The 26825-nt window shown below is 32.2% G+C and carries 28 protein-coding genes; 17 read left to right on the forward strand and 11 right to left on the reverse strand.

Annotated features, from left to right (window positions below; translation table 11 throughout):
- Window positions 1-44 precede the first annotated feature (44 nt).
- The 8 genes from LA303_RS07965 to LA303_RS08000 all read left to right on the forward strand — a co-directional run bounded on the left by LA303_RS07965 (window position 45) and on the right by LA303_RS08000 (window position 10024).
- The gene (locus tag LA303_RS07965; protein ID WP_240524759.1) at window positions 45-977 is read left to right on the forward strand and encodes a nucleotide-binding protein; all 933 of its coding nucleotides are present in this window, start codon (window positions 45-47) and stop codon (window positions 975-977) included.
- 169 nt (window positions 978-1146) lie between these two features.
- Window positions 1147-2679 carry an RNA-directed DNA polymerase gene (locus tag LA303_RS07970; protein ID WP_240524760.1) on the forward strand — a complete coding sequence of 511 codons (1533 nt, stop codon included), beginning with the start codon at window positions 1147-1149 and terminating at the stop codon, window positions 2677-2679.
- Window positions 2680-2841: 162 nt separating this feature from the next.
- Complete coding sequence (locus LA303_RS07975; protein ID WP_240524761.1) at window positions 2842-4086, forward strand: HNH endonuclease; 1245 nt, start codon at window positions 2842-2844, stop codon at window positions 4084-4086.
- Between the two features lie 200 nt (window positions 4087-4286).
- Window positions 4287-4613 carry a hypothetical protein gene (locus tag LA303_RS07980; protein ID WP_240524762.1) on the forward strand — a complete coding sequence of 109 codons (327 nt, stop codon included), beginning with the start codon at window positions 4287-4289 and terminating at the stop codon, window positions 4611-4613.
- 528 nt (window positions 4614-5141) lie between these two features.
- Window positions 5142-5729 carry a hypothetical protein gene (locus tag LA303_RS07985; RefSeq protein ID WP_240524729.1) on the forward strand — a complete coding sequence of 196 codons (588 nt, stop codon included), beginning with the start codon at window positions 5142-5144 and terminating at the stop codon, window positions 5727-5729.
- 303 nt (window positions 5730-6032) lie between these two features.
- A complete protein-coding gene (locus LA303_RS07990) occupies window positions 6033-7130 on the forward strand; it encodes a PDDEXK nuclease domain-containing protein (protein ID WP_240524763.1) in 1098 nt (365 codons plus the stop codon).
- Window positions 7131-7875: 745 nt separating this feature from the next.
- Window positions 7876-9030 (forward strand): hypothetical protein, encoded by a 1155-nt coding sequence (locus LA303_RS07995; RefSeq protein WP_240524764.1) that lies wholly within the window; start codon window positions 7876-7878, stop codon window positions 9028-9030.
- A 175-nt stretch (window positions 9031-9205) separates the two neighbouring features.
- Window positions 9206-10024 carry a hypothetical protein gene (locus LA303_RS08000; protein WP_240524765.1) on the forward strand — a complete coding sequence of 273 codons (819 nt, stop codon included), beginning with the start codon at window positions 9206-9208 and terminating at the stop codon, window positions 10022-10024.
- Between the two features lie 1453 nt (window positions 10025-11477).
- On the opposite strand, the gene LA303_RS08005 is transcribed toward LA303_RS08000, so the two are convergent.
- Window positions 11478-11705, reverse strand: a complete 228-nt coding sequence (locus tag LA303_RS08005) for a hypothetical protein (protein WP_240524766.1) — start codon at window positions 11703-11705, stop codon at window positions 11478-11480.
- 30 nt (window positions 11706-11735) lie between these two features.
- On the opposite strand from LA303_RS08005, the gene LA303_RS08010 reads away from it, so the two are divergent.
- From LA303_RS08010 to LA303_RS08035, 6 genes are all read left to right on the forward strand, one after another.
- Window positions 11736-12356: a hypothetical protein gene (locus tag LA303_RS08010; RefSeq protein WP_240524767.1), complete on the forward strand. Its 621-nt coding sequence runs from the start codon at window positions 11736-11738 to the stop codon at window positions 12354-12356.
- Between the two features lie 559 nt (window positions 12357-12915).
- Window positions 12916-13377, forward strand: a complete 462-nt coding sequence (locus LA303_RS08015) for a hypothetical protein (RefSeq protein WP_240524768.1) — start codon at window positions 12916-12918, stop codon at window positions 13375-13377.
- Window positions 13378-13389: 12 nt separating this feature from the next.
- Window positions 13390-13527 (forward strand): hypothetical protein, encoded by a 138-nt coding sequence (locus LA303_RS08020; protein ID WP_240524769.1) that lies wholly within the window; start codon window positions 13390-13392, stop codon window positions 13525-13527.
- Between the two features lie 150 nt (window positions 13528-13677).
- Window positions 13678-14673, forward strand: coding sequence for an SIR2 family protein (locus tag LA303_RS08025; protein ID WP_240524770.1), 996 nt, complete (start codon window positions 13678-13680; stop codon window positions 14671-14673).
- A gap of 151 nt (window positions 14674-14824) precedes the next feature.
- On the forward strand, window positions 14825-15364 hold the full coding sequence (locus LA303_RS08030) for a hypothetical protein (RefSeq protein ID WP_240524771.1): 540 nt from the start codon (window positions 14825-14827) through the stop codon (window positions 15362-15364).
- A gap of 44 nt (window positions 15365-15408) precedes the next feature.
- Window positions 15409-15978, forward strand: a complete 570-nt coding sequence (locus LA303_RS08035) for an SIR2 family protein (RefSeq protein WP_240524772.1) — start codon at window positions 15409-15411, stop codon at window positions 15976-15978.
- A 79-nt stretch (window positions 15979-16057) separates the two neighbouring features.
- Here LA303_RS08035 and LA303_RS08040 read toward each other — a convergent pair whose 3' ends face one another.
- The 9 genes from LA303_RS08040 to LA303_RS08080 all read right to left on the reverse strand — a co-directional run bounded on the left by LA303_RS08040 (window position 16058) and on the right by LA303_RS08080 (window position 23300).
- Window positions 16058-16870: an IS3 family transposase gene (locus tag LA303_RS08040; RefSeq protein WP_240524773.1), complete on the reverse strand. Its 813-nt coding sequence runs from the start codon at window positions 16868-16870 to the stop codon at window positions 16058-16060.
- 23 nt (window positions 16871-16893) lie between these two features.
- A complete protein-coding gene (locus LA303_RS08045; protein ID WP_240524774.1) occupies window positions 16894-17169 on the reverse strand; it encodes a transposase in 276 nt (91 codons plus the stop codon).
- A 23-nt stretch (window positions 17170-17192) separates the two neighbouring features.
- Entirely contained in the window at window positions 17193-17660 is a 468-nt protein-coding gene (locus tag LA303_RS08050; RefSeq protein ID WP_240524775.1) for a RelA/SpoT domain-containing protein, read from the reverse strand.
- Between the two features lie 160 nt (window positions 17661-17820).
- Complete coding sequence (locus LA303_RS08055; RefSeq protein WP_240524571.1) at window positions 17821-18990, reverse strand: IS256 family transposase; 1170 nt, start codon at window positions 18988-18990, stop codon at window positions 17821-17823.
- A 205-nt stretch (window positions 18991-19195) separates the two neighbouring features.
- Window positions 19196-19684, reverse strand: coding sequence for a PD-(D/E)XK nuclease superfamily protein (locus LA303_RS08060; protein ID WP_240524776.1), 489 nt, complete (start codon window positions 19682-19684; stop codon window positions 19196-19198).
- 1 nt (window position 19685) lies between these two features.
- On the reverse strand, window positions 19686-20657 hold the full coding sequence (locus tag LA303_RS08065; RefSeq protein WP_240524777.1) for a DNA adenine methylase: 972 nt from the start codon (window positions 20655-20657) through the stop codon (window positions 19686-19688).
- Between the two features lie 201 nt (window positions 20658-20858).
- The gene (locus tag LA303_RS08070) at window positions 20859-21914 is read right to left on the reverse strand and encodes a restriction endonuclease (protein WP_240524778.1); all 1056 of its coding nucleotides are present in this window, start codon (window positions 21912-21914) and stop codon (window positions 20859-20861) included.
- Between the two features lie 274 nt (window positions 21915-22188).
- Window positions 22189-23001 (reverse strand): IS3 family transposase, encoded by an 813-nt coding sequence (locus LA303_RS08075; RefSeq protein ID WP_240524773.1) that lies wholly within the window; start codon window positions 22999-23001, stop codon window positions 22189-22191.
- 23 nt (window positions 23002-23024) lie between these two features.
- Complete coding sequence (locus LA303_RS08080; protein WP_240524774.1) at window positions 23025-23300, reverse strand: transposase; 276 nt, start codon at window positions 23298-23300, stop codon at window positions 23025-23027.
- A gap of 47 nt (window positions 23301-23347) precedes the next feature.
- Here LA303_RS08080 and LA303_RS08085 point away from each other — a divergent pair, with 47 nt between their 5' ends.
- From LA303_RS08085 to LA303_RS08095, 3 genes are all read left to right on the forward strand, one after another.
- Window positions 23348-23902 (forward strand): fibrobacter succinogenes major paralogous domain-containing protein, encoded by a 555-nt coding sequence (locus LA303_RS08085; RefSeq protein WP_262901458.1) that lies wholly within the window; start codon window positions 23348-23350, stop codon window positions 23900-23902.
- A 295-nt stretch (window positions 23903-24197) separates the two neighbouring features.
- Window positions 24198-25190, forward strand: coding sequence for a RhuM family protein (gene rhuM / locus LA303_RS08090; RefSeq protein ID WP_240524780.1), 993 nt, complete (start codon window positions 24198-24200; stop codon window positions 25188-25190).
- Window positions 25191-25358: 168 nt separating this feature from the next.
- Window positions 25359-25553 (forward strand): hypothetical protein, encoded by a 195-nt coding sequence (locus LA303_RS08095; RefSeq protein WP_240524781.1) that lies wholly within the window; start codon window positions 25359-25361, stop codon window positions 25551-25553.
- Here the strand turns inward: LA303_RS08095 and LA303_RS08100 are convergent.
- Window positions 25550-26635: an IS4 family transposase gene (locus LA303_RS08100; protein ID WP_240524782.1), complete on the reverse strand. Its 1086-nt coding sequence runs from the start codon at window positions 26633-26635 to the stop codon at window positions 25550-25552. The genes LA303_RS08095 and LA303_RS08100 overlap by 4 nt on opposite strands.
- Window positions 26636-26825 lie beyond the last annotated feature (190 nt).

Consider the following 26825-nt stretch of genomic DNA (forward strand, 5'->3'; position numbering starts at 1 on the left):
GTCATTTTATAAATAAATAAAATAATAACTAAAAAATGTTTTAAATGGTATGTCCAATAACCAATCTTGAAGCAGATAGAATTGATTCTACCTCATATAGGATAATTGTAAATGACGAAAGCTATGTTATTAAACATGGTATAAGATTTGACATACTTGTAGAAGATGAAAAATTTAAAAAAAATAAACATTTAATTGCCGGTGCTATTTTAAACAAACAGCTTTCTGCTGCAAATTATGATGAAGAATACTGTTTTACTTTGATTTTAGATGACTTAGAAGAAAAACTAAAGAAAATAATTTATCCTAAAACCCCTAAAGAAAAAATAGACAACCTATTAAAAACATTATATCAATTACAGAATTTTGATGGAGAAATCGTTGACATCAGCAAGGTTGTTAAAAAGCCAGAGTTTTATTACAAGCATTTTTTTAAATCTGCAGACGAATGCATATATTACCTCAAAGAATTGGATTATCAAGGCTTAATTGAATGTCATTTTTTAAACGATACAGAATATCCTATAGATTTTCAAATTACATTTAAAGGTCTTAACTATTATTTGAATCTAATGGAACAAGGGAACTTATCAAATAAATGTTTTGTAGCTATGTCCTTTGACCCTCAAATGAAAGAAACTCGAGATGCTATAAAAGATGCTATTTTGAAAAATGATTTTGAACCAGTAATAATTGATGAGCAGCTAATAGAAAGTTCACAAACAATTAATGATGCTATAATTTTTGCCATTAAAAGTTGTAAATTTTGTATAGCAGATTTTAGTCAACAAAAAGATGGTGTGTATTTTGAAAGTGGATTTGCTGTTGGATTAGGGAAACCTGTTATTTATACTTGTCATAAAGATTGGTTTTCTAAATCACATTTTGACACTAATCATTTCCCTCATATAATTTACGAAACTAATAAAGAATTAACAGAAAAATTAGACATAAAAATTAAAGCATGGATCAAATAAAAACGAACGCCTAACAGCGGCTCATAGTGCATGCCGCAAATTGTGCTAAAATTGAAAATAAATCGTAAATTTGAGAATATTTGTAAACAGAAAGATTATGAAAACCAATTGCGGCACGCACCATAGCCGCACCCGTTGTGCTTCATGCTAAGAAAAATACTGGAATAATATGAGCTTGATTGAAAAACATTTTCGTAAAACAGAAAAGCTTATAAAGCTAATTAATGAAGATTTGATTGCTAATTGGCTTTTAAATGAAGGATATTATCCAGAGCAGTATGTTGTTCCACCATCTTTCAGAGTAAAAGATTTTGAATTACAAGAAAATGTTTACATTAACAATTTAGCAAACCCGCCAAGACGTAAATTAATTAATATTTCTTATCCAAAATCTCTTTTAACTTCTCGTATTTTTGGAATCCAACACCCACATAATTACCATGATATTGTTTATTGGCTAATGGATGATTGGGATAATATTATTAATCATATTTTTCATGAAGATTTAAAGATTTTCTCTTATAGTTTTCCAATTCCAGTAAATGATGGAGCGAGAGGAGAATTAAGTCCATTACGTTCAGGAAGAATGATCTATGAGTGGATTACAATGGCAGAAAAAGATTTGGTTGCTGAAGCACATAAATATAATTTAATTGTACGCTCAGATATAACAAATTTTTATAACTCAATTTACACTCATAGTATTGGTTGGGCATTACATGGGCAGGAAACGGCTTTTAAAGATAAAACTTGTACACTTACTGGGAACAAAATAGATAAGCTTGTTCAATACGCTAATAATGGGAGAACAAATGGTATTCCAGTTGGTTCAGCGGTAAGTGATTTAATAGCCGAAATAATTTTAAGTAGTATTGACTTAAAGATTTCTCAGAAATTAAAAGATAAAGACTTTATTGCAACTAGATTTAAAGATGATTATCGAATTTTGTGTAATACAGAATCAGATGCAAAAGAAATATTAAAAGTTTTAGCAGAAGAACTAACACAATTTAATTTACTTATAAATGAAAGCAAAACCAAGATACTTGAGCTTCCGAATGGACTTTACCGACAACATGATAGAGCGTACCAGCAATACAGCATAAAAGATAAAGAAAGGATTTCTTTTAAAACTTTTGAACTTACATTATTGACTGTCCTTGATATTCATAAGGAATATCCTGGGACTAGCATTCTTGAAAAGTTTTTTAGTGAATTATTTAACAATGACTATGATTTAAAAATTCAGTTTTCCACGAAGGAATCTTTAAGAAGAAAAGAGATATTAAAAACTTTGAGTCTTCTTGTTCTTGTAAAGAGAGAATCTGAAAAGATACTCTGTCATATTTTATCTGTGATTGAATTTATATATCTAAAATATCGAACTGAATTCAAATTAAAAGAGATAATTAAAGAATTGGTTAAATCTGAAATTATTAAAGCAAATGATAAGCAATCCATATTCGAATTATCTTGGTATTTATTTTTTGCGAGGTATATAGGTTTAGGAATTTCCGAAAAATGGATTAATTCACGGGTGAACAAAGATTTAAGGAAGAATCCTTTCCTAAAATCTGCATGTACAAGTAAACAACAAATTTATAATGACTCTCATATTAACTTATTTAGTAAACCGAAAGACTGCAGGGGAACTACATTAGCAAAAAAAATTGCGGTATTTGAAAGAAATAAAGATGAATAAGTTAAAGCACGAAAGCACAACAAAGCATATAAGTCATTGGGCGGCAATTAGTTAAATAAACAATATAAGTATTAATAAACAGCATGGTAAACTGAAAGATTTAGCATTAAAACGCCCAACGCCTCATATACATAACCGTTGTGCCCAATAAAAATAAGAAAAATGATGAAATGTATAATTTGCAGAGAAAACAAAACAGAATTTAATGATGAACATGTTATTCCTGATTCAATTCAAGGATATTATCACATTAATACAGTATGCACAGACTGTAATAGCAGATTAGGAACATTAATAGACAACAAATTAACTAATCATAAATTCATTGAGTTCCAAAGACATTTATTAGGTATAAAAGGTAAATCTGGTAAAATCCCCAATCCATTCTCAGGAACACTTTTTTTAAAAGATAATCCAGAACAGAAAATTAGATTAGAACTTGATAGCGAAGGAAATTTTGAACCTCGATTATTACCAAATATTCCTAAGACTTTTGCTGAAACTTTTACTATTACTTTAGATATTAAAGACGAACATAAAAAAGATGAAATCATTAATAAATTTCTTAAAAGAAATGGAATTCCAAAAGAACAAGTTAGGATTGAACAAGTAAAAGAAAAAGAAAATCGACCATGGATTCATGCTTCTTTGAAAATAGATATTAAAGATTTTAAGTTAGCAATATTAAAAATTGCATATGAATTTACTATTGACCAGATTCCAGAATATTTTAACGATTCAACTGCGATTAAAATTTCAAAATTACTTAAAGAAGCAGATTTTGAAAACCTATATAAAGATATCACATTTTTTGGTGATGGTTTAAATAATCAGATTTTAGAGCCATTTTCTCATTTAATAGAATTTGAAAACAATAACCATTATTTAATATTATTCGAATCTCCCAATTTGGGACTAATTTGTTTTGTCAATCTTTTTAATATATTTTCTCTTGGTATTAAAATGAGTGATTCTTCTTCATTCTTACCTGAAAACCTACTTGTAGGAAAAAATGATATTACTAAAAAATCTTTCGAAGTTTACAATATCAGAGAATTAATGAGTCAGACTTATACTCCAATAGAATATCGTTTTCAATACTTTCTACCCAAAGATCAAGATATTTTTAATGAATTTATTAAAAATGATCAAGATCCAAATTTTGATTTTTATAGAGAAAATGGGAAAATACCTTTTTTTGACAAACATGGTAATATTGTTTATGATGATATTGATATTAAACTTAAACAAAATAATTTAACAAAAATACCTAAAGGAGACACAAAAAATGAAATTATTACACAGATTTTATTAGATGAAGAATTATACATTAAACTTCTTCCAATTAATAAATTATATAGAGTTATTTCTGTGCAAATAGAACAATATAGAAAGAAAAAAATATAAAATACTGGGCACAACAAAAAATATAGTGCATGCCGCGATTAGTTGTAAATAGGAAAGTTAGTACACAAAATAAAGATTGTTGTAATTTGAAAAATAATCGTTTCAAACTGCGGCACGCACCATATTCAAACCGTTGGCATTCATTAAGAAAAAGATACTTAAATAGGTAATAAAAATAGTTAACCAAAATACAGTTAAAGATGAAATATGGCGAAATTGAAATCAATCAAGATAAAATAGAGTTTCATAACTCTCTTCTTGGTATTGAGAAAATTATTTATAATGGAAAAGAAGTTTCAAAGAAAATTTCGTGTTTAGGCACTACACATAAGTTTAAAATAGGACATGATAATTTTAAAGTTATCTCTAGATGTCAATTATTTTGTTGGAATAAAATTAAATTAACCATTGTAAGAAATAATGAAAAAATTTACGAAGGAAATATTCCTATAAGTACGACGCATAAAATGATTTGGTTTGCAATTGGTCTTTTTATTGGAATGCTTTTATTACGGATTAATTTCTAATAACTCTTAAAAATAGGCAATTAGAGTGAATAAATATGACATTGAAATTTTAGACCAAGCTTTAACTCTATATTTTTATAAATTCCTTAGAGGAAAGCATATATGTCCCTAAGAAAAAATATAAAGAGGCCCAAGGGAATATATTTAGTAAATTAAAAAATGTGCTATTGAGTTATTTTGCAATATTGTGAAAATAAAATATCAGGTAAAAAAATTAGAAAAAGAATTTAACCTTGAATAATACCAAGCAGAAGATAAGATATTCTTGAATTACATTTATAAAGATTTAAAATATCTAGAGCAACAATAGCTTGTAGAATAATTAACGAAATGCCAACATCGGCTATGCTTCATGCCGCAAATTGTACTTAAACTGAAAATAAATCGTAAATTTGAGAATATTTACAAACAGAAAAATTATGAAAACCAAATTGCGGCACATCGCATAGCCCTGCACGTTGTAGCCAATTTGGTATGAGTATTTTAATAAACATTTGAGAAAGAGTAGAATATTGTAAGAAATATAAATTGAAAACACTGTTTACTAAAACATATAGGAAAAAAGTTCAGAACAAGAGAAAGGAAGATATTATTGATTTGTTTTTGACGAATATTAGTGGAACTCATTACCGTAAGGTTGAAAGAGAAAGTGACAAACTCATTATCAAAGGATCATTTCCTGAACTTTTTCAAAATAGTATTATGACTTTATGGGCTGGATTTTGTAGGAAAGCAGAATTGTATTTTTCAATAAACAATGATATTGTTTATTCTGTAGATTATACTTACGGAGTCATTTCACTGTTTACAGCTCTTATGGCCAGTATATTACCTATGCTATTTTTTTCATTAAATATTGCGACGTATGGATTTGTACCATTATCTGTCTTAGTCTTAGGAATATTTCATATCATTATTCGGCTATATCTTCACCGACAAGTTTTTGTTAAAACTTTAAACTTTAAGAATCTGTACAAAGGAAAATATGATTGGAATAAAATTTTAAAAAGCAAAACGGATAATGAATTAAAAAATATAGTCAATGGAAATACGACATTAACGATTGAAGTTCAAAAAATGGCAGAAGAAGAATTAATTAGAAGAAAAGAAAAATAAAGAAAAACTGGCTACAACATCAGGCTATGCTTCATGCCGCAAATTGTACTGAATAGAAAATTAATTGTAAATTTGAGAATATTTGTAAACAGAGAAAATTTTGAAAACCAATTGCGGCACGCACCATAGCCGCACCCGTTGGGGGTAATGCGAGAGAAGTCACCCAAAGAGTTATTCGTCACATATAGAAAATTGATTATTGTTCAAAAGAAATCAGAAGAAGATCTGAAATCAAGCAGGTTTGTTTTATTATTCACGCTGTGAATTTATTGTATTTTTGATAGAAATTAAAAAGTAGATTTTATGCCATCAAAAAAACCAGAATTACGACAGTATGATAATTTATTTTCTGTTATTTCTCAACTATTATCTAATGCTAAAAATAACATCGTAAAAACGATCAACAATACGATGGTTGTTACCTATTGGCATATTGGTCAGTTTATTGTCGAATACGAACAAGGTGGGAAAGATAGAGCTGTGTATGGCACTCAATTATTAAAACGTTTATCTGTAGATTTGACAAGTAGGTTTGGCAAAGGATATTCTTGGCGAAACCTGTACTATATGAAACAGTTTTATATTGAGTTTCCAATTTTGCAGACAGTGTTTGCAAAATCTGACAATCAAAAATTGCAGACACCTTCTGCAAAATCAGAAAAGGAAGATGTAAATTTGTTTAATGAAAAATTGATTACTTCCATCCATCATCTTACATGGTCCCATTTTGTCAGACTTTTAAGCATAAAGAATGAAGACGAAAGGAATTTCTACATTATAGAAACAGCAGAAAACAAGTGGTCAGAGAGGGAATTAGACAGGCAAATAAACTCATCTCTTTTTGAAAGACTGGTTTTAAGCACGAATAGAAAAGCAGTAAAAGAATTGTCTGAAAAAGGGCAAATTATAAGTACCGAACAAGACCTGTTAAAAGACCCATTGGTTCTTGAATTCTTAAACATAAAACAAGACAGTTCATATTCGGAAAATGAATTGGAAACAGCCATAATCAACAATCTCGGAGAATTTTTATTAGAATTAGGCAAAGGGTTTACATTTGTAGCACGCCAACAGCGTATATCTTCAGGAACAGAGCACTTTTATATAGACTTGGTTTTTTATAATCGCCTGCTTCGTTGTTTTGTGCTCATAGACTTAAAAATAGGGAAGTTAAAACATCAAGACATAGGACAAATGCAGATGTATGTGAACTATTACGATAGAGAAATTAAAACTGAAAGCGAAAATCCGACAATAGGAATAATTCTATGCAAAGAAAAAGATGATTTTGTTATTGAATACACTTTGCCAAAAGACAATAAACAAATCTTTCCAAATGAATACAAATTATATTTACCCGATAAGACAGAACTTCAAAAACTTTTGAAACAATATTTATAATAAACATAAAAAAGATTAAGATCGGCTATTCAAAAAAACATAATGAATTTAAAGCACATACCCCCAACAAAGCATATAAGTCATTGGGCGGTAATTAGTTAAACAAATATTATAAATACAAATAAACGGTATGGTAAACTGAAAGATTTGAGCATTAAAACGCCCACCGCCTCATATGCCTAACCGTTAGCAGTCATGCCCACCGGCGGGCAATCATTCGTTCTTTGAGGCTGTCTTGCGCAGCTTGCTTTTGAAAAATTAGTTTTCATAAGACACATCTGTAAACAAGATGTTTACGTTGCAGCAAGCTGCTCAGGCCGCAGGACAATTTGGGGAAATGGCTTGCGTGACAGAAGGTCGAGTTCTTCCGGATTCTTCGTTTCGGGATTTCGCACGCAAGGGCAGGAGTAAGGCGGCGTAATCATTTTTGCAGGTTGAAATCAATTATGCGTTGTTTGAAAAATTTTCATTCAAAATAGGGAAGATGTTCATTCATAAACGAAAATCTGGGAAATGATGTTGCAAAAATACTTCCGCCGCCTTCTGCCAGGTTTCCGTACTGCCGCTGGGACACGTTCAGCTAACAGCGGCTCATAGTGCATGCCGCAAATTGTGCTGAATTTGAAAATTAATTGTAAATTTGAGAATATTTGTAAACAGAGAAGATTATGAAAACCAATCGCGGCACGCACCATAGCCGCACCCGTTGTAAGCAATACGGGTACGATATACAAAAAAACTCTTAATGATACTTTTTGAAAAGAAAAATAGGACTCATCTGGAACCAGCATTACATAATGAAAATTTATATGATTATTATGACCGTTCTGCGAGGAAAGATGTATCAAAGGTTCGTGATGTTTTAAATGAATGGTTTGAATGCTATCCAGAAACCGAAAAACATGAATTGAAAAGTAGGTTTAAAAAAACTTTCTCAAGCGCGTTTTATGAGTTATTTATTTTCTCATTATTTAAAAATCAAGGATTTGCAATAATTATTCATCCCAAAGTACCAAGTTCAAACAAAAGACCAGATTTTCTATTAAAAAAAGATGATATTGAATTTTACCTTGAAGCAAAAGAAGCAAGAGATAAAACAATTAAACAAGAGGCACACCAAAGACGAATAAATCAAATATATGATTCTTTGAATAAAATCAAATCGCCAAACTTCTTTTTAAGAATTGAAAAATTAATTTTAAAAAATGAAAGACAGCCTTCAACAAAAAAAATTATATCAAGTATTGAAAGTGAATTAAAAAAAATTGACCCAGATAAAGTTACAGAACTCATACAAAATTTTGGCTTTGATGGTAGTCCTCGAATACAAATTGAAGATATTAACTTAAAATTGGTTGTTTCTTTAATACCTAAAGACCCGGAATACAGAGATAAAGGTGGCATGCCAATTGGAGCTTATCCTTTTGAAGTCTATTGGGGAGGAGCGGAAGATTCAATTAAAAACTCATTTTCAAAAAAAGCCAAGAGATATGGGAAATTAGATAAGCCATATATAATTTGTATAAACGCAATCGGTTCTAGGTTTAGTGGTGAATATGACGTTGGGAATGCTGTCTGGGGTTCTATCGCATTATCATGGTCGAATGACCCAAATAATAAAGATGAAAAACTCGTGAGACAGAAAGATGGTCTATTTTTTAGCGATAACGGGCCAATCTTTCAGAATGTTAGTGGAATATTGATAACTTATGCAATGGAGTTCAATATACCAGTTTCTAAGTATTGGTTTATTAAACATCCTTTCTCAAATCATGACTTAGATTTTAGTCATTTCGAAATGACATATCAATATGCTAAGAATGATAAGATTAATATAAATCAAGGTAAATCAATAGGCGAAATTTTGAATATAGAGACTAATTGGTTAGAAGATGAATAGAAAGTACTGCTTACAACAACACCTATGCGTTATGCCGCAATCTGTTGTAAATAAATCGATTAAGCATTAAATGAAGAAAATTGTAAATACGAAAATTAAACAATAAAAAAGCGGCACATCGCATAGCCACACCGTTGGCAATAATGTAAAGAAAAGGATAAAAAAAACAATAATTATGAAACGGTATTTTATTTTTCTCACTTTAATTTTTACACTTTTTTCATGCAGTAGTAATAATAACTACGAAATATTAAAAGAGCAAACGAATAATAATGTTTGTCGATTGCAAATAAAATTAGATAAAAAAATCACGAAAAATGAATTAACTAAACTGGCAAAAGAATTACGAAAAAGCAGAAAAAATTATGATAAATTATGGATTTCATTTTATCTTCCTGAATTATTACCGGATAAAGGTGGAAATGGAGCATGGGCAATCGCAAATTTTACACCACATTTAAATGTAGAAATATTAGGCGAAGATAAACCTGCAGAAGGCTATACAAAAAAAGAATTAAAGTTTCCAAAATATAAAACTGTCATGGACATGTTAAGAGATGCCCAAGACTTTAAGGGGGAATGTTTAAAGAAGATATCTAAAAAAGGCGAACCTTTACATATAAGAGTATCAACAGAATTCTTGACACAAGAAAGTATTGCAAACATGAAAGAACAGGTTAAAAGAGATATTGTATATGTTGTTTTTCAGTCATTTGCAGAAACAAGTATTAATAAGATAACAGTAACATCAATTCCAATTGTAAGGAAATCATTTAATCCTAATGTTGCTTATGATGGGAAATTAAAAGAAAATTTAAAACAAACGGTTACTGTAACTCGGGGAAAAGCAATAGAAATATTAAAAAAATATTTACAAACGAGCTCTTTTCAAGATTTATATCAACTAAAAGGAACTCTTTACTTACCAAATGCCAAATTTAATAGATTGCAGTTTAGTGAACTTAACAATGTTTTTAGAGACTTAAAATATTAGGAAACACTATTGCCAACAACACCTATGCGTTATGCCGCAGTGTATTTTAAATAAGATGATTAATCAGTAAACGAATATAATTGTAAAACAGAAAGATAAATCAACAAAATTGCGGCACATCGCATAGCTACACACGTTGGCAGTCATGCCCACCGGCGGGTAATCATTCGTTCTTTGGGGCTGTCTTGCGCAGCTTGCTTTTGAAAAATTAGTTTTCATAAGACACATCTGTAAACAAGATGTTTACGTTGCAGCAAGCTGCTCAGGCCACAGGACAATTTTGGGAAATGGCTTGCGTGACGGAAGGTCGAGTTCTTCCGGATTCTTCGTTTCGGGATTTCGCACGCAAGGGCAGGAGTAAGGCGGCGTAATCATTTTTGCAGGTTGAAATCAATTATGCGTTGTTTGGAAAATTTTCATTCAAAATAGGGAAGATGTTCATTCATAAACGAAAATCTGGGAAATGATGTTGCAAAAATACTTCCGCCGCCTTCTGCTGGTTTCCGTACTGCCGTTGGGACACGTTCAGCCAACAGCGGCTCATAGTGCATGCCGCAAATTGTACTAAAATTGAAAATAAATCGTAAATTTGAAATATTTGTAAACAGAGAAGATTATGAAAACCAATTGCGGCACGCACCATAGCCGCACCCGTTAGCAGTCATGCCCACCGGCGGGCAATCATTCGTTCTTTGGGGCTGTCTTGCGCAGCTTGCTATTAGAAAAATTAGTTTTCATAAGACACATCTGTAAACAAGATGTTTACGTTGTAGCAAGCTGCTCTGGCCGCAGAACAATTTGGGGAAATGGCTTGCGTGACGGAAGGTCGAGTTCTTCAGAATATTTTGTTTCGGGATTTCGCACGCAAGGGCAGGAGTAAGGCGGCGTAATCATTTTTGCAGGTTGAAATCAATTATGCGTTGTTTGAAAAATTTTCATTCAAAATAGGGAAGATGTTCATTCATAAACGAAAACCTGGGAAATGATGTTGCAAAAATACTTCCGCCGCCTTCTGCTGGTTTCCGTACTGCCGTTGGGACACGTTCAGCTAACAGCGGCTCATAGTGCATGCCGCAAATTGTGCTGAATTTGAAAATTAATTGTAAATTTGAGAATATTTGTAAACAGAAAGATTATGAAAACCAAATGCGGCACGCACCATAGCCGCACCCGTTAGCAGTCATGCCCACCGGCGGGCAATCATTCGTTCTTTGGGGCTGTCTTGCGCAGCTTGCTTTTGAAAAATTAATTTTCATAAGACACATCTGTAAACAAGATGTTTACGTTGCAGCAAGCTGCTCAGGCCACAGAACAATTTGGGGAAATGGCTTGCGTGACGGAAGGTCGAGTTCTTCCGGATTCTTCGTTTCGGGATTTCGCACGCAAGGGCAGGAGTAAGGCGGCGTAATCATTTTTGCAGGTTGAAATCAATTATGCGTTGTTTGAAAAATTTTCATTCAAAATAGGGAAGATGCTCATTCATAAACGAAAACCTGGGAAATGATGTTGCAAAAATACTTCCGCCGCCTTCTGTAGGTTTCCGTACTGCCGTTGGGACACGTTCAGCTAACAGCGGCTCATAGTGCATGCCGCAAATTGTGCTGAATTTGAAAATTAATTGTAAATTTGAGAATATTTGTAAACAGAGAAGATTATGAAAACCAATTGCGGCACGCACCATAGCCGCACCCGTTAGGCATTATTAAATGAAATGATACAAACCGAATACATAGAACTTAATAAAGAGAATCGGAACATATTAATAAATCGGCTTAATGAGACAAAGAAGATTCTTGATATTAAGTATAAAAAATATACAGTTTTTTTATTGACAATTATTGAACTGGGAATCTTGTTTCTAATTTATTTATACGAAGACTACAGTTTTTCCATCATTCTTAAACTTTTGACAGTATTGCCTCTTTGGTTAATTATATCCATAACATATTTACACTTTCAAAAAAGACTTCCTGCATGGCGACTCAATAGATTCTATACTAGAATTTTGAAAGCGAATAAATATCCTGTTACAAGAATTATTTCAAAGCACTGTAAAGCAATAACTGACAGTGGTATTGATTATAATATTTTTGATATTGGACAAAATAAAATTGCAGTAATAAGACTACAAGACTTTGCTATTGATTTTAAAGATTTTCCCAATAATGATTTTTTAGTTCCGCAAAAAAACTTGTTTGAAATTGTAGGAAAAAGAATAATAACAAAAGGTAATAAAATCAATTGCCATAAGACTTATGATAAAACATTTCAAAAATATATTAATGCAATGTACATGACGGATGTTGGAAAAATATTGATATTGAAAGAGTAACAATGCCTAACATCGGCTATGCTTCATGCCGCAAATTGTACTTAAACTGAAAATAAATCGTAAATTTGAGAATGTTTACAAACAGAAAAATTATGAAAACCAAATCGCGGCACATCGCATAGCCCTGCACGTTGGCGTTAATTAGAAAAAAACTGAAATAATGGAAAATATAAATTCGATCGACATAAACTTTGGGACAAGCACTGTAAGTTTAAAACATTGTGTTGAACTTTTTATTGATGAACAAAAAGAGAGATTTTCATATTTTTAAGATTGGCTAAACGTTGAAAACATGTATCATTATGATGATAATTTGTTCTATGTTGATAGTGAATCAATGATAAATGGAAACTTGAAAAGGTAATAAATGATAATGGAAAAAGAAAAGCAAGTAAAAAATTTGACCTCAGGAATGGAAAAAATGAAATCGTTTGTGTTTGTAAATGTAAGACCTTTAATCCAATAACGCATACATTTGATAAAATTGAATATTTACCTTTTAAGTTTTTGCATAAACTATTAAAAAACAAAATGTTAATTCCCGCTAAAAAATAAGAAAATGAAAGACTTAGAATTCCTTGCAGAGAAAGCGAAAGAATTATTAGATCGACAAATTGAATCATATCGGTCAAATCATACCAAAGCAGGAAGCATTATAGGTATTTCAGCGATTTTTTTACCTGTATTTATTTTTATAATTGAAAAATCTTCTTCAATTATTCAAATTCTTTCAGTAATACCACTAATCCTTTTTGGAATCTCTCTTTTTATAATGATTCGAGTTTTACGTTCAAGACCACTTGACCAAGGATTTAGGCCTGAGAAATTTGATGACCTTGTCAATAAAAATTATGAAGATATTCTATTATATGAAATTGGAGCAAAAAGAGACTCATTTAGAGATAATGAGATTATTTCAGAAAAACAAAATATTAGATTTAATAGCGGATTAATTATTACAATTATAGCAATAGCATTTTCAATATTACTATTGTTTGGCAATATTTTCATTAATAATTAAAATAATTTTACAATGGGAGAAAAAGACAAAAAAGAAACAACAACTTCTTCTGACGTGAAAAAGAAAAGAGTAATTCCGTCAGTTCCGAAAGAAGACAGAATACAACTGAATGAAGGTGTTGAACCAAAAACAAAAGGTGGAAAGAAATAACTAACGCCAACAACACCTATGCGTTATGCCGCAATCTATTGTAAATAAATCGATTAAGCATTAAATGAAGAAAATTGTAAATACGAAAATTAAACAATAAAAAAGCGGCACATCGCATAGCCACACCGTTAGGTAGCATATTAAGGAAAAATGATTGACACAAAATCACTTAAGGAATTAGATAATCGAAGTGCATCTGCATTTATACAATTGCTTAAGGAAATATCAAAGAAGAAAACCACACTTTATCTTGGTGCAGGAGTATCTGCATCATCTGGAATACCAACTTGGAATCAATTAATCGAGCAGATTTGTTCAACCTTTTTTTATCATTGGGAATTTTCGGAAGACAACGGAAATGATAAGATTCCAAAAAACCTATCTATTGCTTTTTGGGAAAACTTTTTTTGGAGTAATGAATCAAAGAACTTATCAAAAATATTAGCAAAAGAGAATCCTATTAATATTGCAGAACAAATAAAAAGCAGGATTCGTCCAATAGACTGGATTTACTTAGTTAGAAAATTGTTGTACTATCAACATGACTTAAAACCGTCAACTCTCATTTCTGAGATTACCGAATTATTCTCTTCAGAATATATAAATACAGTGCTTACAAGTAATTATGACGATTTACTGGAAAAACAATTAAAAGCCAAAGGAATCAAGTGTAAGTCTATCGTATTTAAACCATTCAAAAAAGATGATGGTAAGGTTGTAATTCATCCACATGGAATTTTACCGATTGAGGGAGGTGAAAAAACAAAAATAATTTTCACAGAGAGTGAATACATTGAAGAATTTTCTAAACCTTATTCTTGGACAAATCTCATACAATTAAATGAATTCAATCAAAGTACATGCTTATTTATTGGAACATCATTTACAGATATAAATCTGGTGAAACTATTAAGGATTAGTAGGGGGCAAACAAAGAATATGCATTACGCATTTATATTTAATGACCCCAATAAGGATGATAAAATTAAAGAGTTGTTTTATAATTATCTGTACGATTTAGGAATTAAGGTAATTCTAATACCAATGGAAAACAGTTCAGATTTTAGCAAATTACCAAAATATATAAAACTAATAAATGAATTTTTAAGAGATAAGAATCATGAATTAAGAAAATACGCTACCTAACAGCGGCTCATAGTGCATGCCGCAAATTGTACTTAAATTGAAAATAAATCGTAAATTTGAGAATATTTGTAAACAGAGAAAATTTTGAAAACCAATTGCGGCACGCACCATAGCCGCACCCGTTATGGGCAAGCTTAAAGACAAAAAAATAATGACAAAAATTAGATTTGCAACATTCCCAAGAACAATAAAACCAAAAGACTTTTCACTGGAAGTGGTAAAGGTTTTTGAAAAGCACTACAAAAATATTTCAACAGTAGAATTACCCAAAGGGCTTGATAGCGATACAGTTTTATCCATAGTAAGAAATGACCTTGAGCAAATTGGTTTTGAAATTGAGAAAGGTAAAAAGAAAGATGAGAAAATTTATAGACCTGTATTTTTTGGTGAAAATGCTCAGGCAACTGTAAAATATGAAATTGACGGATTTCACAATGATTGGAAATGCGGTCTTGAAGTAGAAGCTGGAAGAGCCTGGATGGGGAATGCCGTTTATAGAGATATTGTTCAAAGCCTAGTAATGGTAGAGTTAGAACATTTAATACTAGCTGTACCACAAACCTATAAATACAAATCAAAAGGAAAAGACCTTATTAGTCGAGATTATGAAAACGCAAGAAATTTAATAGACACGATTTACAATCATTCAAGATTTCAACTTCCATACGACTTAACTTTAATCGGATATTAAAAAAATAGGATAGCAAAACCAATTTGCAAACAAAAACAAGATTAATGGAAAATACAATATTCTTTGGAAATGGAATAAATAGACTTTCAGCAAGTAATATTTCTTGGGATGATATTCTTAAAAAAATAAAAGGTTTAAGAATGTTTGATGATGACACATTGCCAAATACAATGACCTATGAGAGAATTATACTTGAGAAACCAAGCATCCATAAAGACATACTTTATGATGAATTTGAAGTAAAGAAAAATATTGCTGATTTAATGAAAAGTATCGGAACACATAGATTCTATAATGAAATGTATGATTTAGATGTTCAGCACTATTTAACAACGAACTATGATTATGCATTCATAAATACAATATTGGAAAGAAATGATATAAATACGCCAATTTTTGAATACAGTAGTGAAGATGTTTATAGCGTAAGGCGATTAAAAAGAATTTCAAATAAAAAACAGCACAAGAAACACTTTTGGCAAATTCACGGAGAAATAAGGAAACCTGCAACAATAATGTTGGGATTAGACCACTACTGTGGCTCAATTGGTAAAATTGACAGTTACATAAAAGGTGGGTATTCGTATACTGTTGACAAAAAACAAATTAGTTAACTACTCCCCATCTTTAGACAACTCTTTTACAAAAATAAATTAGATTTTCTTTCTTCGTTTAATCATATTAAAAGAAAACCTAAGCAGCCTGTTTGAACACTTTTACAGGCATTTTATACGCTAATGACTGATGGGGTCTTTGCGTGTTGTAGAACTCTATGTAATCTTTAATTTTCTCATATAATTCCAGTCCGTCTTCCGATGGTTCCAAATATAACTTTTCGTATTTTATGTTTCTCCAAAACCTCTCTATAAAAATATTATCTATGGCTCGACCTTTACCATCCATACTGAAAGTAATCCCCTTACCGGTTACAAACTCCGTAAATTCTGTTGCTGTAAACTGGCTTCCCTGATCGGTATTAATCATTTTAGGTTTGCCATGATCCTTTATGGCTTGCTCCAAAGTCTGTTTGCACCATTGGGTTGTCATGGTATTCGACAATGACCACCCTACGATATACCTGCTGTAAAGGTCTATGATGGCAAAAAGGTACATATAACCGTTGCCAACGGGAACATAGGTAATATCCATCGCCCAGACCTGGTTGGAATGGGTTATTTCTAAATTCCGCAACAAATAGGGAAATACCGTATGGCCTTCCCCCTTATGGGGCTTGCTCGTATTTGGACGTGGGCCGATGGCTTGCAAATCCATAAGCCGGTACAATCGTCGTACGCGTTTGGCATTGACCGGATACCCTATGTTTCGCAGATAGGTGGTCATGCGCATGACTCCATAAAAAGGTGTTTTCATGTATTGCTTGTCTATCAGCTTCATCAGTTCCTGATTGTAAGAACCCTCTTGTCGGGGAACATAGTAGAAGCTGCTGCGGTTTACTTCTAAAAGTTCGCATTGCCGTTTGACGCTTATTTCTTCTTTCCTGTTCACTTTTTGAAGTTTCGCTTTTCCGGCTATTTCCCCAACACTTTTTTTAAGAAGTCAACTTCCATTTGCAGTTGGCCTACTTTCTTAAACAGGGCTTCTTTCTCTTTTTCAACATCTTCTTTCTTAGTACCCTTTTCAAATACCGATGATGCTGATGATAAAAACTGGCTCTTCCAGGTAGAAATCTGATTCGGGTGTAATCCGTATTTCCTCCCCAGTTCCTGAATCGTTTCTCTTTCCTGCAGGGCTTCCAATACTACTTTCGTTTTGAACCTTGATGTGTACTTTTTTCTCTTTTTCATAACAACAAGTTTAATCAATTTTTCTAACTTAACTCGTTGTCCAGTTTTTGGGGTGTATTATACCTTTGAGTTGTTTTTTCTGGTTTTAATTTAATTCTATAATGTGTTGCCCAATAACCAGAGAATCTTTTTTCATATTTTGGTGAATGAGTTGTGTTCGGAAATTTTTTCTTCTGTACTACTCTAAATAATTCTTTTATTATTTCATCAAGTATATCTCTTTCCGACGGGAAATATAATGATACTCTTATTCCTGCTAAGTCAATAATATCCTTATAAATGTCATTAACAGTTTTATATTTTTTATCTTCAATTCGTTTGTTTAATTTTTCTTTTAGTCTATCTGGCTTTTTAGCTCTATGTGTTACAATTGCTTTAATGCCACGTTTTGCCAATTCATCTTCAATCTTTGTAGCTATAATAAAGGATAGCTTTTGATAAAAATCAAATTCCTTATTGTAACGTTTTATAAAATTATCTATTACTGACATGTCAAATTGCTTTTATAAATATTGTTGCCAACGTGCAGGGCTAGGTAGTATCCCTTTTTGTGTGTAATGAGCTCTTAAACTAAAAGCAAAGTTATTCATTTTTTAATTTTTTTTTAATGAATGGAAGTGAAGCGGAGGCGTAGCCGGAGCGAACTTCCATTCATTCTTCCCATTGTAATTTTTCCGTTTCATAATTTATTTTCGGTAACTTTCTTTGGTATGCACTTCTTGTCATAGCAACATATCCCAGCAACAATATAGTTGCCTCCGGATTAGGCAAAGCTCCCCGCATACGCGTTGTTCTTTTATAATCTCTGTTGAGACGTTCTATCCAATTGGTTGAGTAAATCATACTGTGAATTCTGTAATCATAATCAAGATAGGTAAAGTAGAGTTTGTAGCGTTGATTATAAACCATTCGCTTTATCGAAGGGTAATAGCGGCCCCATTTATTGCAAAAGTTTACCCAACGTTCCCATCCTTTGGATTTATTATCATAACGATCCCCTGTACGAAATACATCCTTAAAATCATCTGCCACCTGTGCTTTATCTTTTGGCTTAATGCGTTTTTGTACGTTGCGTTGCAGATGAATGGTACATAATTGAACTTCTGTACCCGGGAAATGTTTCCATATAGATGTTTCTATTGATGAAAGACTATCGCATACGATTAAACCGGCTTGTTTCATCCCTCGACTTTTTAAATCGATAAACACATCTTCCCACGCCTGAGCACTCTCGGTAGGAAAGTTGACAACAGCCAGAACCTCTCGTGTACGGTCTTTGCGTACCCCCAGAATAGTGTAATAAGCTTCTTTACTTACATGGTCTATTCTGCGTGTGTAGATAAAGGTGGCATCAATGTATAATATCGGATAGTAAGGTTCTAATGGCCTTTGCAACCACCTTTGTACATCGGAACGGGCAAACTCAAACATCCTGCTAATCTGACTTGTGCTGTACTGCCTGCCGTATATCTCCCCAAAGATATTCCCTACTTGTTCCGTGGTCAATCCCGCACCATACAAACTGAAAGCCATCCGCCTGCATTCTTCTTCCTGGTCTCGTAACAGACTTAACAAAATCGGATAAAAATGCCCTTTGCGACTTCGTGGAACCTGTAGTTCTAATATCTTTCCCTGTCCAAATGTCCTGCGTATGCGGTAGCCGTTGCTCATGTCGCCTTCCGATTTATTGTGCTCTTCCCGTTCGGCGCGCATCATCGCTTCAAGACTAATTTTTAAAACTTCCTGATATCCTCCTTCTTTTTCTGCAATTTCTCCTAAAATCTTTGTAATTTGCTCCTGTGTAAAGTGTATTCTTTTCATAAACTAAATGTTTTAAAGTTTTTCAACCTCAAATTTAGTTAAGATGCACTTTACACACTTTTTGGGATAATATCCAGGGCTATGCTGCGTGGCGCAATTTTATTGTTTGATTTTTCAATTTACCGATATGTTTTATTAATGTATAAACCATTTATTTACAATTACTTGCGGCATGAAGCATAGGTGATGTTGGGTGTAGTGCTTTTTAGTTAAAAGTGTTGTTTGCCCATGTGAAAAATTCAGCTAATGAAAATACCATAACGTTGGTGTCATTGTTTTCAGCAGTAGTGTACAATTTTTCTTTTACAGCATTTCTCAACCATTCTTTGGCTCCTGTTTTAAACCCATCTCCATCAATTAAAATCATAATGTCCTTTTCTGGCATTGCTTCAATGGTATTCAGATACAAATAAGGCAGTTTTTCATCGACAGAACCAGCACTTTGTTGCCATTTACATTCAATTCTTATTCTTAAATTGTATTTTTCTGAAAGCAATAGAAATTCTGTATTTCCTTTATGGCCATAAATAGTTGTAAACGGTACATTCTTTAATAGTAATTCTTTGCCATAATTTTCAGGGTTCTTTTCCCATTTACGATACATTTCAATTTCAAAACCTTTATCCAACAAAACTGTCTGGACTGCTTTTTCAAGTTGGTTTCCGGTAATATTCGCACTTTTTCCCTTTGCCATATTAATAATTTGTTACAACGATTTCTTTTATCGAATTTCGTTTACTACCATTTGAATTTATTGACCTTTTTGCATTAACCCTTGTAATGTTATAGGCTGAATATATAGTTTCAAAAAAGTCATCTTCCGGATTTATGTTTTTTGGATCAGAATTGCTCAACATCAGTTTATGGCCTTGTTGGTCTAATTCGTAAAACAAACTTGCAAGTTGTAACTGTTCGTCGTCTTGGAAATTATATTTACTGTATGAGGTAAAGCTTGCTGTTTTGCTAATAGGCCTGTATGGTGGGTCGAAATATATAAACGAATTATTTTTAACATCGTTCTTTACTTCTCTGAAATCCGCCTTTTTAATTGTTGCTATTTCAAGTAATTTTGATACGTTTAACAAGTTTTGTTCGTCTAAAATTTTTGGATTTTTATACCTGCCCATTGGTGAATTAAAACCACCTTTTGAATTAAACCTAAACAGCCCATTAAAGCAGGTTTTATTTAGGAATATGGTTTGGGCAACTCTCGGTATCCAATTTTCCGAATACTTATTGTAATCAATATTAAACCGTTGCAAATTGTAATTTTCCCTCAACTCGTAATAATATTCTTTGCGCTTTTCATCGTTCAGCTTTTTATACTGTTTGTCATATCTGTATAAAAATTCAATAAGTTTATTAACATCCTTTTGGATAACTTTATATGATATGATTAACTCATCGTTAATGTCATACAAGAAAGCATTTTCTATTTCATAATTTTGAGCTACATCAAAAAAAACTGCACCACCCCCAACGAAAGGTTCGTAGTAATTCTTTATCTTTTTCAGTTTTAATTCAATAGGGTATAATTCCTCAAATTGTTCTAATAATTGTCTTTTACCACCAACCCATTTTAAAAATGGCTTAGCACCAAGTTTATATTCATAAAATAAGTCATTCATACTAGAACTTTTCCTATTGGATATTTCGTAAACCTTCATCTATTTTTTTTCGCTAATTTAGTTATTTTCTTTCAAACGGGTATTTCTTTAGCATTACACCCAACGGGTGCGGCTATGGTGCGTGCCGCAATTGGTTTTCAAAATTTTCTTTGTTTACAAAGATTCTCAAATTTACGATTTATTTTCAATTTTAGTACAATTTGCGGCATGCACTATGAGCCGCTGTTAGGCATAGTTTTATTATTTTTCAAATTCTTTTAAGTATTCAATAATATCCTTAACCACATTCTCAGAATTAGTCATTTTGATATAAGTATCTGGTTGTCTCAAACTCAAAAACTCAATCATAAACCAATAAGAATTTAAATGAATTGGTTTCAGTTCATTCATTAAGCTACAAGGACAAGAATGGGTAGTTTTAAACACTTTTGCATAAACTTGATTATAATATTCAAGATTTATAGAATGTTTATTCTCCATTTCCGATACAGTAATTTCTGTTTTAATTTTTTCATCAATGAATATTGCAATTTGTTTATTCATAGAATAAGCAATCATAATTTCTGTAATTGTCCCAAATTGTTCTTCATCTTCCAAATATGCAACAAGAATATTAGATTGTGAAATCATCCTAAAATCAGATTGAACAGTTTCCGAAAGAACTATTCCGCTATGGTCACAACCAACATACTCAGGATGATAAAATCCAATTTTATTTTTAAGATTTGAACAACTATTTTCTAAATCAGATCTCCATTTTGTTATTTGACCTCTTAGAGCAGTAGAAGGCATTTTACCAGCGGTGTATATCTGTATATCATTTGAGTTTTCGATGGAATATATTTGTTCATTCCTTTCGCCATTCTCAAAGTAGAATTTATAAAGACTTGGCTCTCGTTTTAATTGGTTTTCTAACCAATCAATATCATTAATAATAATTTTGAATGAATAATCTTTTTTAATTCCATCAATCCAGTCTACTACATTTGGTTTCAGTGTGTTGGACAAGATTACTAAATAATAATCTAGATTGTTGTGCATTCTAACTTTATTCAACTCTGAACTCAAATCATCAATTGAAAGATTTGTTTTAACTAATCTTTTGCATTGAATTATCCAATTCTGCGTTTCTTTGGAACCAGAAAAAAGTTGTATTTGTTTTTGTGCAATTATATCTCTTCCTCTATCACCAGAACCACCCATTCTACGAATATTATAAAACCCTTCGCTTCTGATTATATCAACGCACAATTGTTCAAATCTGTCAGGTGAAATTCTATTCCAGTCTATTGTCATTTTTGTTCTTATTTTTAATTATGCCTAACGGTTATGTATATGAGGCGTTGGGCGTTTTAATGCCAAATCTTTCAGTTTACCATACCGTTTATTAACGTTTAATTGTTTATTTAACTACTTACCGCCCAATGACTTATATGCTGTGTTGGCATTTCGTTGTTTCTATTCAAATGTTATTTTATAAGTTAAAGTTAACTACTCCCCATCTTTAGACAACTCTTTTACAAAAATAAATTAGATTTTCTTTCTTCGTTTAATCATATTAAAAGAAAACCTAAGCAGCCTGTTTGAACACTTTTACAGGCATTTTATACGCTAATGACTGATGGGGTCTTTGCGTGTTGTAGAACTCTATGTAATCTTTAATTTTCTCATATAATTCCAGTCCGTCTTCCGATGGTTCCAAATATAACTTTTCGTATTTTATGTTTCTCCAAAACCTCTCTATAAAAATATTATCTATGGCTCGACCTTTACCATCCATACTGAAAGTAATCCCCTTACCGGTTACAAACTCCGTAAATTCTGTTGCTGTAAACTGGCTTCCCTGATCGGTATTAATCATTTTAGGTTTGCCATGATCCTTTATGGCTTGCTCCAAAGTCTGTTTGCACCATTGGGTTGTCATGGTATTCGACAATGACCACCCTACGATATACCTGCTGTAAAGGTCTATGATGGCAAAAAGGTACATATAACCGTTGCCAACGGGAACATAGGTAATATCCATCGCCCAGACCTGGTTGGAATGGGTTATTTCTAAATTCCGCAACAAATAGGGAAATACCGTATGGCCTTCCCCCTTATGGGGCTTGCTCGTATTTGGACGTGGGCCGATGGCTTGCAAATCCATAAGCCGGTACAATCGTCGTACGCGTTTGGCATTGACCGGATACCCTATGTTTCGCAGATAGGTGGTCATGCGCATGACTCCATAAAAAGGTGTTTTCATGTATTGCTTGTCTATCAGCTTCATCAGTTCCTGATTGTAAGAACCCTCTTGTCGGGGAACATAGTAGAAGCTGCTGCGGTTTACTTCTAAAAGTTCGCATTGCCGTTTGACGCTTATTTCTTCTTTCCTGTTCACTTTTTGAAGTTTCGCTTTTCCGGCTATTTCCCCAACACTTTTTTTAAGAAGTCAACTTCCATTTGCAGTTGGCCTACTTTCTTAAACAGGGCTTCTTTCTCTTTTTCAACATCTTCTTTCTTAGTACCCTTTTCAAATACCGATGATGCTGATGATAAAAACTGGCTCTTCCAGGTAGAAATCTGATTCGGGTGTAATCCGTATTTCCTCCCCAGTTCCTGAATCGTTTCTCTTTCCTGCAGGGCTTCCAATACTACTTTCGTTTTGAACCTTGATGTGTACTTTTTTCTCTTTTTCATAACAACAAGTTTAATCAATTTTTCTAACTTAACTCGTTGTCCAGTTTTTGGGGTGTATTATAATAAACACCCGAGGAAAGTCAACTGCTATTTTTAATGAATCTTTAACTTATGGAACAGTTAAAGATATAGACGGCAATATATATAAAACCATTAAAATTGGAAATCAAATTTGGATGGCTGAAAATCTGAGAGTTACTCATTACAACAACGGAGATTTACTAACTCGCGGATTAATCAGGATGAATCCAACTTCATTGATTGATGAGGGAGCTTATGGTAGTTACAATGATACAAACGATAAAGATAGTATTGCAACATTTGGACTTTTATATAATTGGGCTGCAATTTCTGATAGTCGAGGTATTGCTCCAAAAGGTTGGCATATTCCTTCACAAGATGAGTGGAAAACATTACTATCAACATTAGGCGGAGGCATTAACGCAGAATTAAAATTGATTGAATCAGGAAGTACACATTGGTATTATTTAAACCTTGGAAATAATAGTAGTGGTTTACTGCATTACCCGCTGGTCAATGGAATTCAGGCGAATTTTATGGGATTGGTTACTGGACAGCTTGGTGGACAGCAACAGAAATAGATGGACAAACTGCTTTTGCAAAAGAATATAGTTCAAACTATCCTGCTCAAATTAGATCATTCCCTAAGTATATGGGATTATCAATTAGATGTATTAAAGATAAATAACGTTTGCTAACATCACCTATGCTTCATGCCGCAAATTGTGCTTAAACTGAAAATAAATCGTAAATTTGAAAATATTTGTAAACAGAAAAATTATGAAAACCAATTGCGGCACATCGCATAGCCCTGCACGTTGTGCCGCATTAGGAGAAAAATTTCAGAACAATAAAAAAGGATTGTACTTTTGATAAATGGAAAAGTCTGAAATAAAAATATACAAAACACCTGATGGAAAAACTTCAATTGAAGTCAAACTTGAAAAAGAAACAGTTTGGTTATCTCAAAAACAAATGGCTGAACTTTTCGATAAAGATAGTGACACCATTGGTTTGCATTTAAGAAATATCTATAAATCAGGAGAATTAGAAGAATTTTCAACTACCGAGAAATACTCGGTAGTTCGGCAAGAAGGGAATAGAAGAGTCAAACGGAGGATTAAATTTTATAATCTCGATGCAATAATATCAGTCGGATATAGAGTTAATTCCAAGCGAGGTGTTTTATTTAGAAAATGGGCAACTCAGTTATTAAAAGATTATTTGATAAAAGGCTACGCAATTAATCAACAACGATTACAAAAACAAGTAAATCAACTGAATGAATTAAAAGAAACCATAAAAATACTTGGGAATACACTTGAATACAAAGAATTAACAAATAATGAAAGTAAAGGGCTTCTGAAAATAATTTCTGATTATTCGTATGCACTTGAACTACTGGACCAATACGATTATCAAACCTTAAAAATTGAAAATACTTCCGGAAAAGAAGTTTATCAATTGACATATGAAGAGGCAATAAAACAAATAGAATTAGTTAAGAAAACTTATGGAAACAGTGAATTATTCGGAAACGAAAAAGATGATTCTTTTAAAAGTTCGATAGCTACAATTTATCAAACATTTGGTGGTGTTGATTTATATCCAAGTATAGAAGAGAAAGCCGCAAATCTATTGTACTTCATTGTAAAGAATCATTCCTTCTCTGACGGGAACAAAAGAATAGCCGCATTTTTGTTTTTGTACTTTCTTGAAAAAAACGGATTATTATTTTCAGAAACAGGGGAAAAGAGAATTGCTGATAATGCATTGGTTGCATTGACATTAATGATAGCAGTAAGTAAACCTGACGAAAAGGAAACCATGATAAAAGTGATAGTAAATTTAATAAATAAAAATAACTAACGACGGCACAACATCGGCTATACTACATGCCGCAATTAATTGTAAATAAATAGATTATGCATTAATATAAAGTACTGGAAAACAGAAATATTAAACAATAAAATTGCGCCACGCACCATAGCCGCACCCGTTGTGTGGCATACAAAGAGCGTGCTAAAGATGGAAAACGTGGATGAATTACAGAAAAATATAGACCAAATAATGAATGAACAAAATAATCGGGGGGTTCCTGATTTTGAAGGTTATTCCCCGAATGAAATGCAATACATTCTTTACGAAATATTTGAAAAAAACAGCCCAATACAATTATTAAAATTGCCGGAACTGGATTACAATAAAATTCCGATTTTAAATCAAATCTAAGTACATGACAAAAATTGGAAGATATTGAACTCAGGAGTATAACTATCATTAAGAAAGCATTTTGTAATAAAGTCGAGACCTGTTTTAAAGATTGTTTTTGCTTTTCTACCGTGTTTTTTAATTTTAATCGGTTTGATATTTTGATGGATATGAATACCCACTTTGTAAACCCAGACAAAAGCAACCATAATCAACAAGACGAGTTTTTCAATTCTTTTGATATCTGAAAGGTGTGTTTTTTCAATATCGAAACCGCTTGATTTCATGGCTTTAAAGGTCATTTCTATTTGCCATCGTTGTTTATAGTAATCATCAGCCTTTTCCGGTTTGGTAAATGATACCAGAATTAGATATTCTCCGTTATGTAATTTGCTTCCGGACAAATAGCACAACTGTCCGTTTACTTCTACAATGTTGGGGTAATATACAAACTCATTTATCCTGAATGCATTGAATAACCAAAATGCCTTAATGGTTTTATTCTTTCTGGGAACAAAAACTTTAAAATTATTTCTGATACGAATATAATAGTGCAGGTTATTATTGTTAAGATACTTAAGCCATTTTTCACCAACAAATTCCCGGTCTGCAACAATACATTCTATCGTACCTTTTCCAAAAAGGTTGATGTATCGTTCAATCAGGTTTATCCTTTCCTGCGAATTGGAATTACCCCGTTTTTTTAACATACTGAACAATAATGGAAAGGCTACTCCCTGATACACTATGCCAAGCATAAAGATGTTTATGTCTGTTTTGCCAAACTTCCAATTGGTTCTGTCAATAGAAAGTGTTAATCGTTCTTTGTGGGGCAATAAACTGAAAATTAATTTTGCGATTAAATCAGAATCAAGAGAATAGGATGAGATAAATCGTTGGATACGGCGCAAGGAAGAACTTTCTTCTGCCTGAGTATCAAATCCCCTTGCCAGGCTCTCAAAATGAACAGTCCTTACTTTTGTTAAAGCAATAATGAATAATGATATGAATTTTATCCGGGCTAAATTCAGCCTGCCTTCAAAATGTTCCTTTAAAACTGAAACTAAATGACTATCTTTACTGCTGACATTGGTATTCTTCATCTGACAAATACTTGGTAAATATTCGTCTAAGATACTGAATACCAATGTTTTATCCAAACTTTTTAAGGGTTATTTTGCTGATTATCAGTGATTTATTTTTTGTCATGTACTAAGAAATCAAATAAAATATCTTTTACAACTTATTGAAAAAAAAGGAGAATTAAAATTAACAAATAAAGGATTTCTACCG

The organism is Candidatus Sulfidibacterium hydrothermale (assembly GCF_020149915.1).
Lineage (GTDB): Bacteria > Bacteroidota > Bacteroidia > Bacteroidales > F082 > Sulfidibacterium > Sulfidibacterium hydrothermale.

Bases quoted from the DNA above. Each gene is read 5' to 3' on its own strand.
- LA303_RS08055 (WP_240524571.1), bottom strand. From the start codon at position 18,990: ATGAAAAGAATACACTTTACACAGGAGCAAATTACAAAGATTTTAGGA.
- LA303_RS07995 (WP_240524764.1), top strand. From the start codon at position 7,876: ATGATACTTTTTGAAAAGAAAAATAGGACTCATCTGGAACCAGCATTA.
- LA303_RS08080 (WP_240524774.1), bottom strand. From the start codon at position 23,300: ATGAAAAAGAGAAAAAAGTACACATCAAGGTTCAAAACGAAAGTAGTA.
- LA303_RS08005 (WP_240524766.1), bottom strand. From the start codon at position 11,705: ATGGTGCGTGCCGCAATTGGTTTTCATAATCTTCTCTGTTTACAAATA.
- LA303_RS08030 (WP_240524771.1), top strand. From the start codon at position 14,825: ATGACAAAAATTAGATTTGCAACATTCCCAAGAACAATAAAACCAAAA.
- LA303_RS08000 (WP_240524765.1), top strand. From the start codon at position 9,206: ATGAAACGGTATTTTATTTTTCTCACTTTAATTTTTACACTTTTTTCA.
- LA303_RS08100 (WP_240524782.1), bottom strand. From the start codon at position 26,635: ATGAAGAATACCAATGTCAGCAGTAAAGATAGTCATTTAGTTTCAGTT.
- LA303_RS08070 (WP_240524778.1), bottom strand. From the start codon at position 21,914: ATGACAATAGACTGGAATAGAATTTCACCTGACAGATTTGAACAATTG.
- LA303_RS08060 (WP_240524776.1), bottom strand. From the start codon at position 19,684: ATGGCAAAGGGAAAAAGTGCGAATATTACCGGAAACCAACTTGAAAAA.
- LA303_RS07965 (WP_240524759.1), top strand. From the start codon at position 45: ATGGTATGTCCAATAACCAATCTTGAAGCAGATAGAATTGATTCTACC.
- LA303_RS08020 (WP_240524769.1), top strand. From the start codon at position 13,390: ATGGGAGAAAAAGACAAAAAAGAAACAACAACTTCTTCTGACGTGAAA.
- LA303_RS07980 (WP_240524762.1), top strand. From the start codon at position 4,287: ATGAAATATGGCGAAATTGAAATCAATCAAGATAAAATAGAGTTTCAT.
- LA303_RS07990 (WP_240524763.1), top strand. From the start codon at position 6,033: ATGCCATCAAAAAAACCAGAATTACGACAGTATGATAATTTATTTTCT.
- LA303_RS08045 (WP_240524774.1), bottom strand. From the start codon at position 17,169: ATGAAAAAGAGAAAAAAGTACACATCAAGGTTCAAAACGAAAGTAGTA.
- LA303_RS08025 (WP_240524770.1), top strand. From the start codon at position 13,678: ATGATTGACACAAAATCACTTAAGGAATTAGATAATCGAAGTGCATCT.
- LA303_RS08050 (WP_240524775.1), bottom strand. From the start codon at position 17,660: ATGTCAGTAATAGATAATTTTATAAAACGTTACAATAAGGAATTTGAT.
- LA303_RS07975 (WP_240524761.1), top strand. From the start codon at position 2,842: ATGATGAAATGTATAATTTGCAGAGAAAACAAAACAGAATTTAATGAT.
- LA303_RS08035 (WP_240524772.1), top strand. From the start codon at position 15,409: ATGGAAAATACAATATTCTTTGGAAATGGAATAAATAGACTTTCAGCA.
- LA303_RS07970 (WP_240524760.1), top strand. From the start codon at position 1,147: ATGAGCTTGATTGAAAAACATTTTCGTAAAACAGAAAAGCTTATAAAG.
- LA303_RS08065 (WP_240524777.1), bottom strand. From the start codon at position 20,657: ATGAAGGTTTACGAAATATCCAATAGGAAAAGTTCTAGTATGAATGAC.
- LA303_RS08015 (WP_240524768.1), top strand. From the start codon at position 12,916: ATGAAAGACTTAGAATTCCTTGCAGAGAAAGCGAAAGAATTATTAGAT.
- rhuM (WP_240524780.1), top strand. From the start codon at position 24,198: ATGGAAAAGTCTGAAATAAAAATATACAAAACACCTGATGGAAAAACT.
- LA303_RS08010 (WP_240524767.1), top strand. From the start codon at position 11,736: ATGATACAAACCGAATACATAGAACTTAATAAAGAGAATCGGAACATA.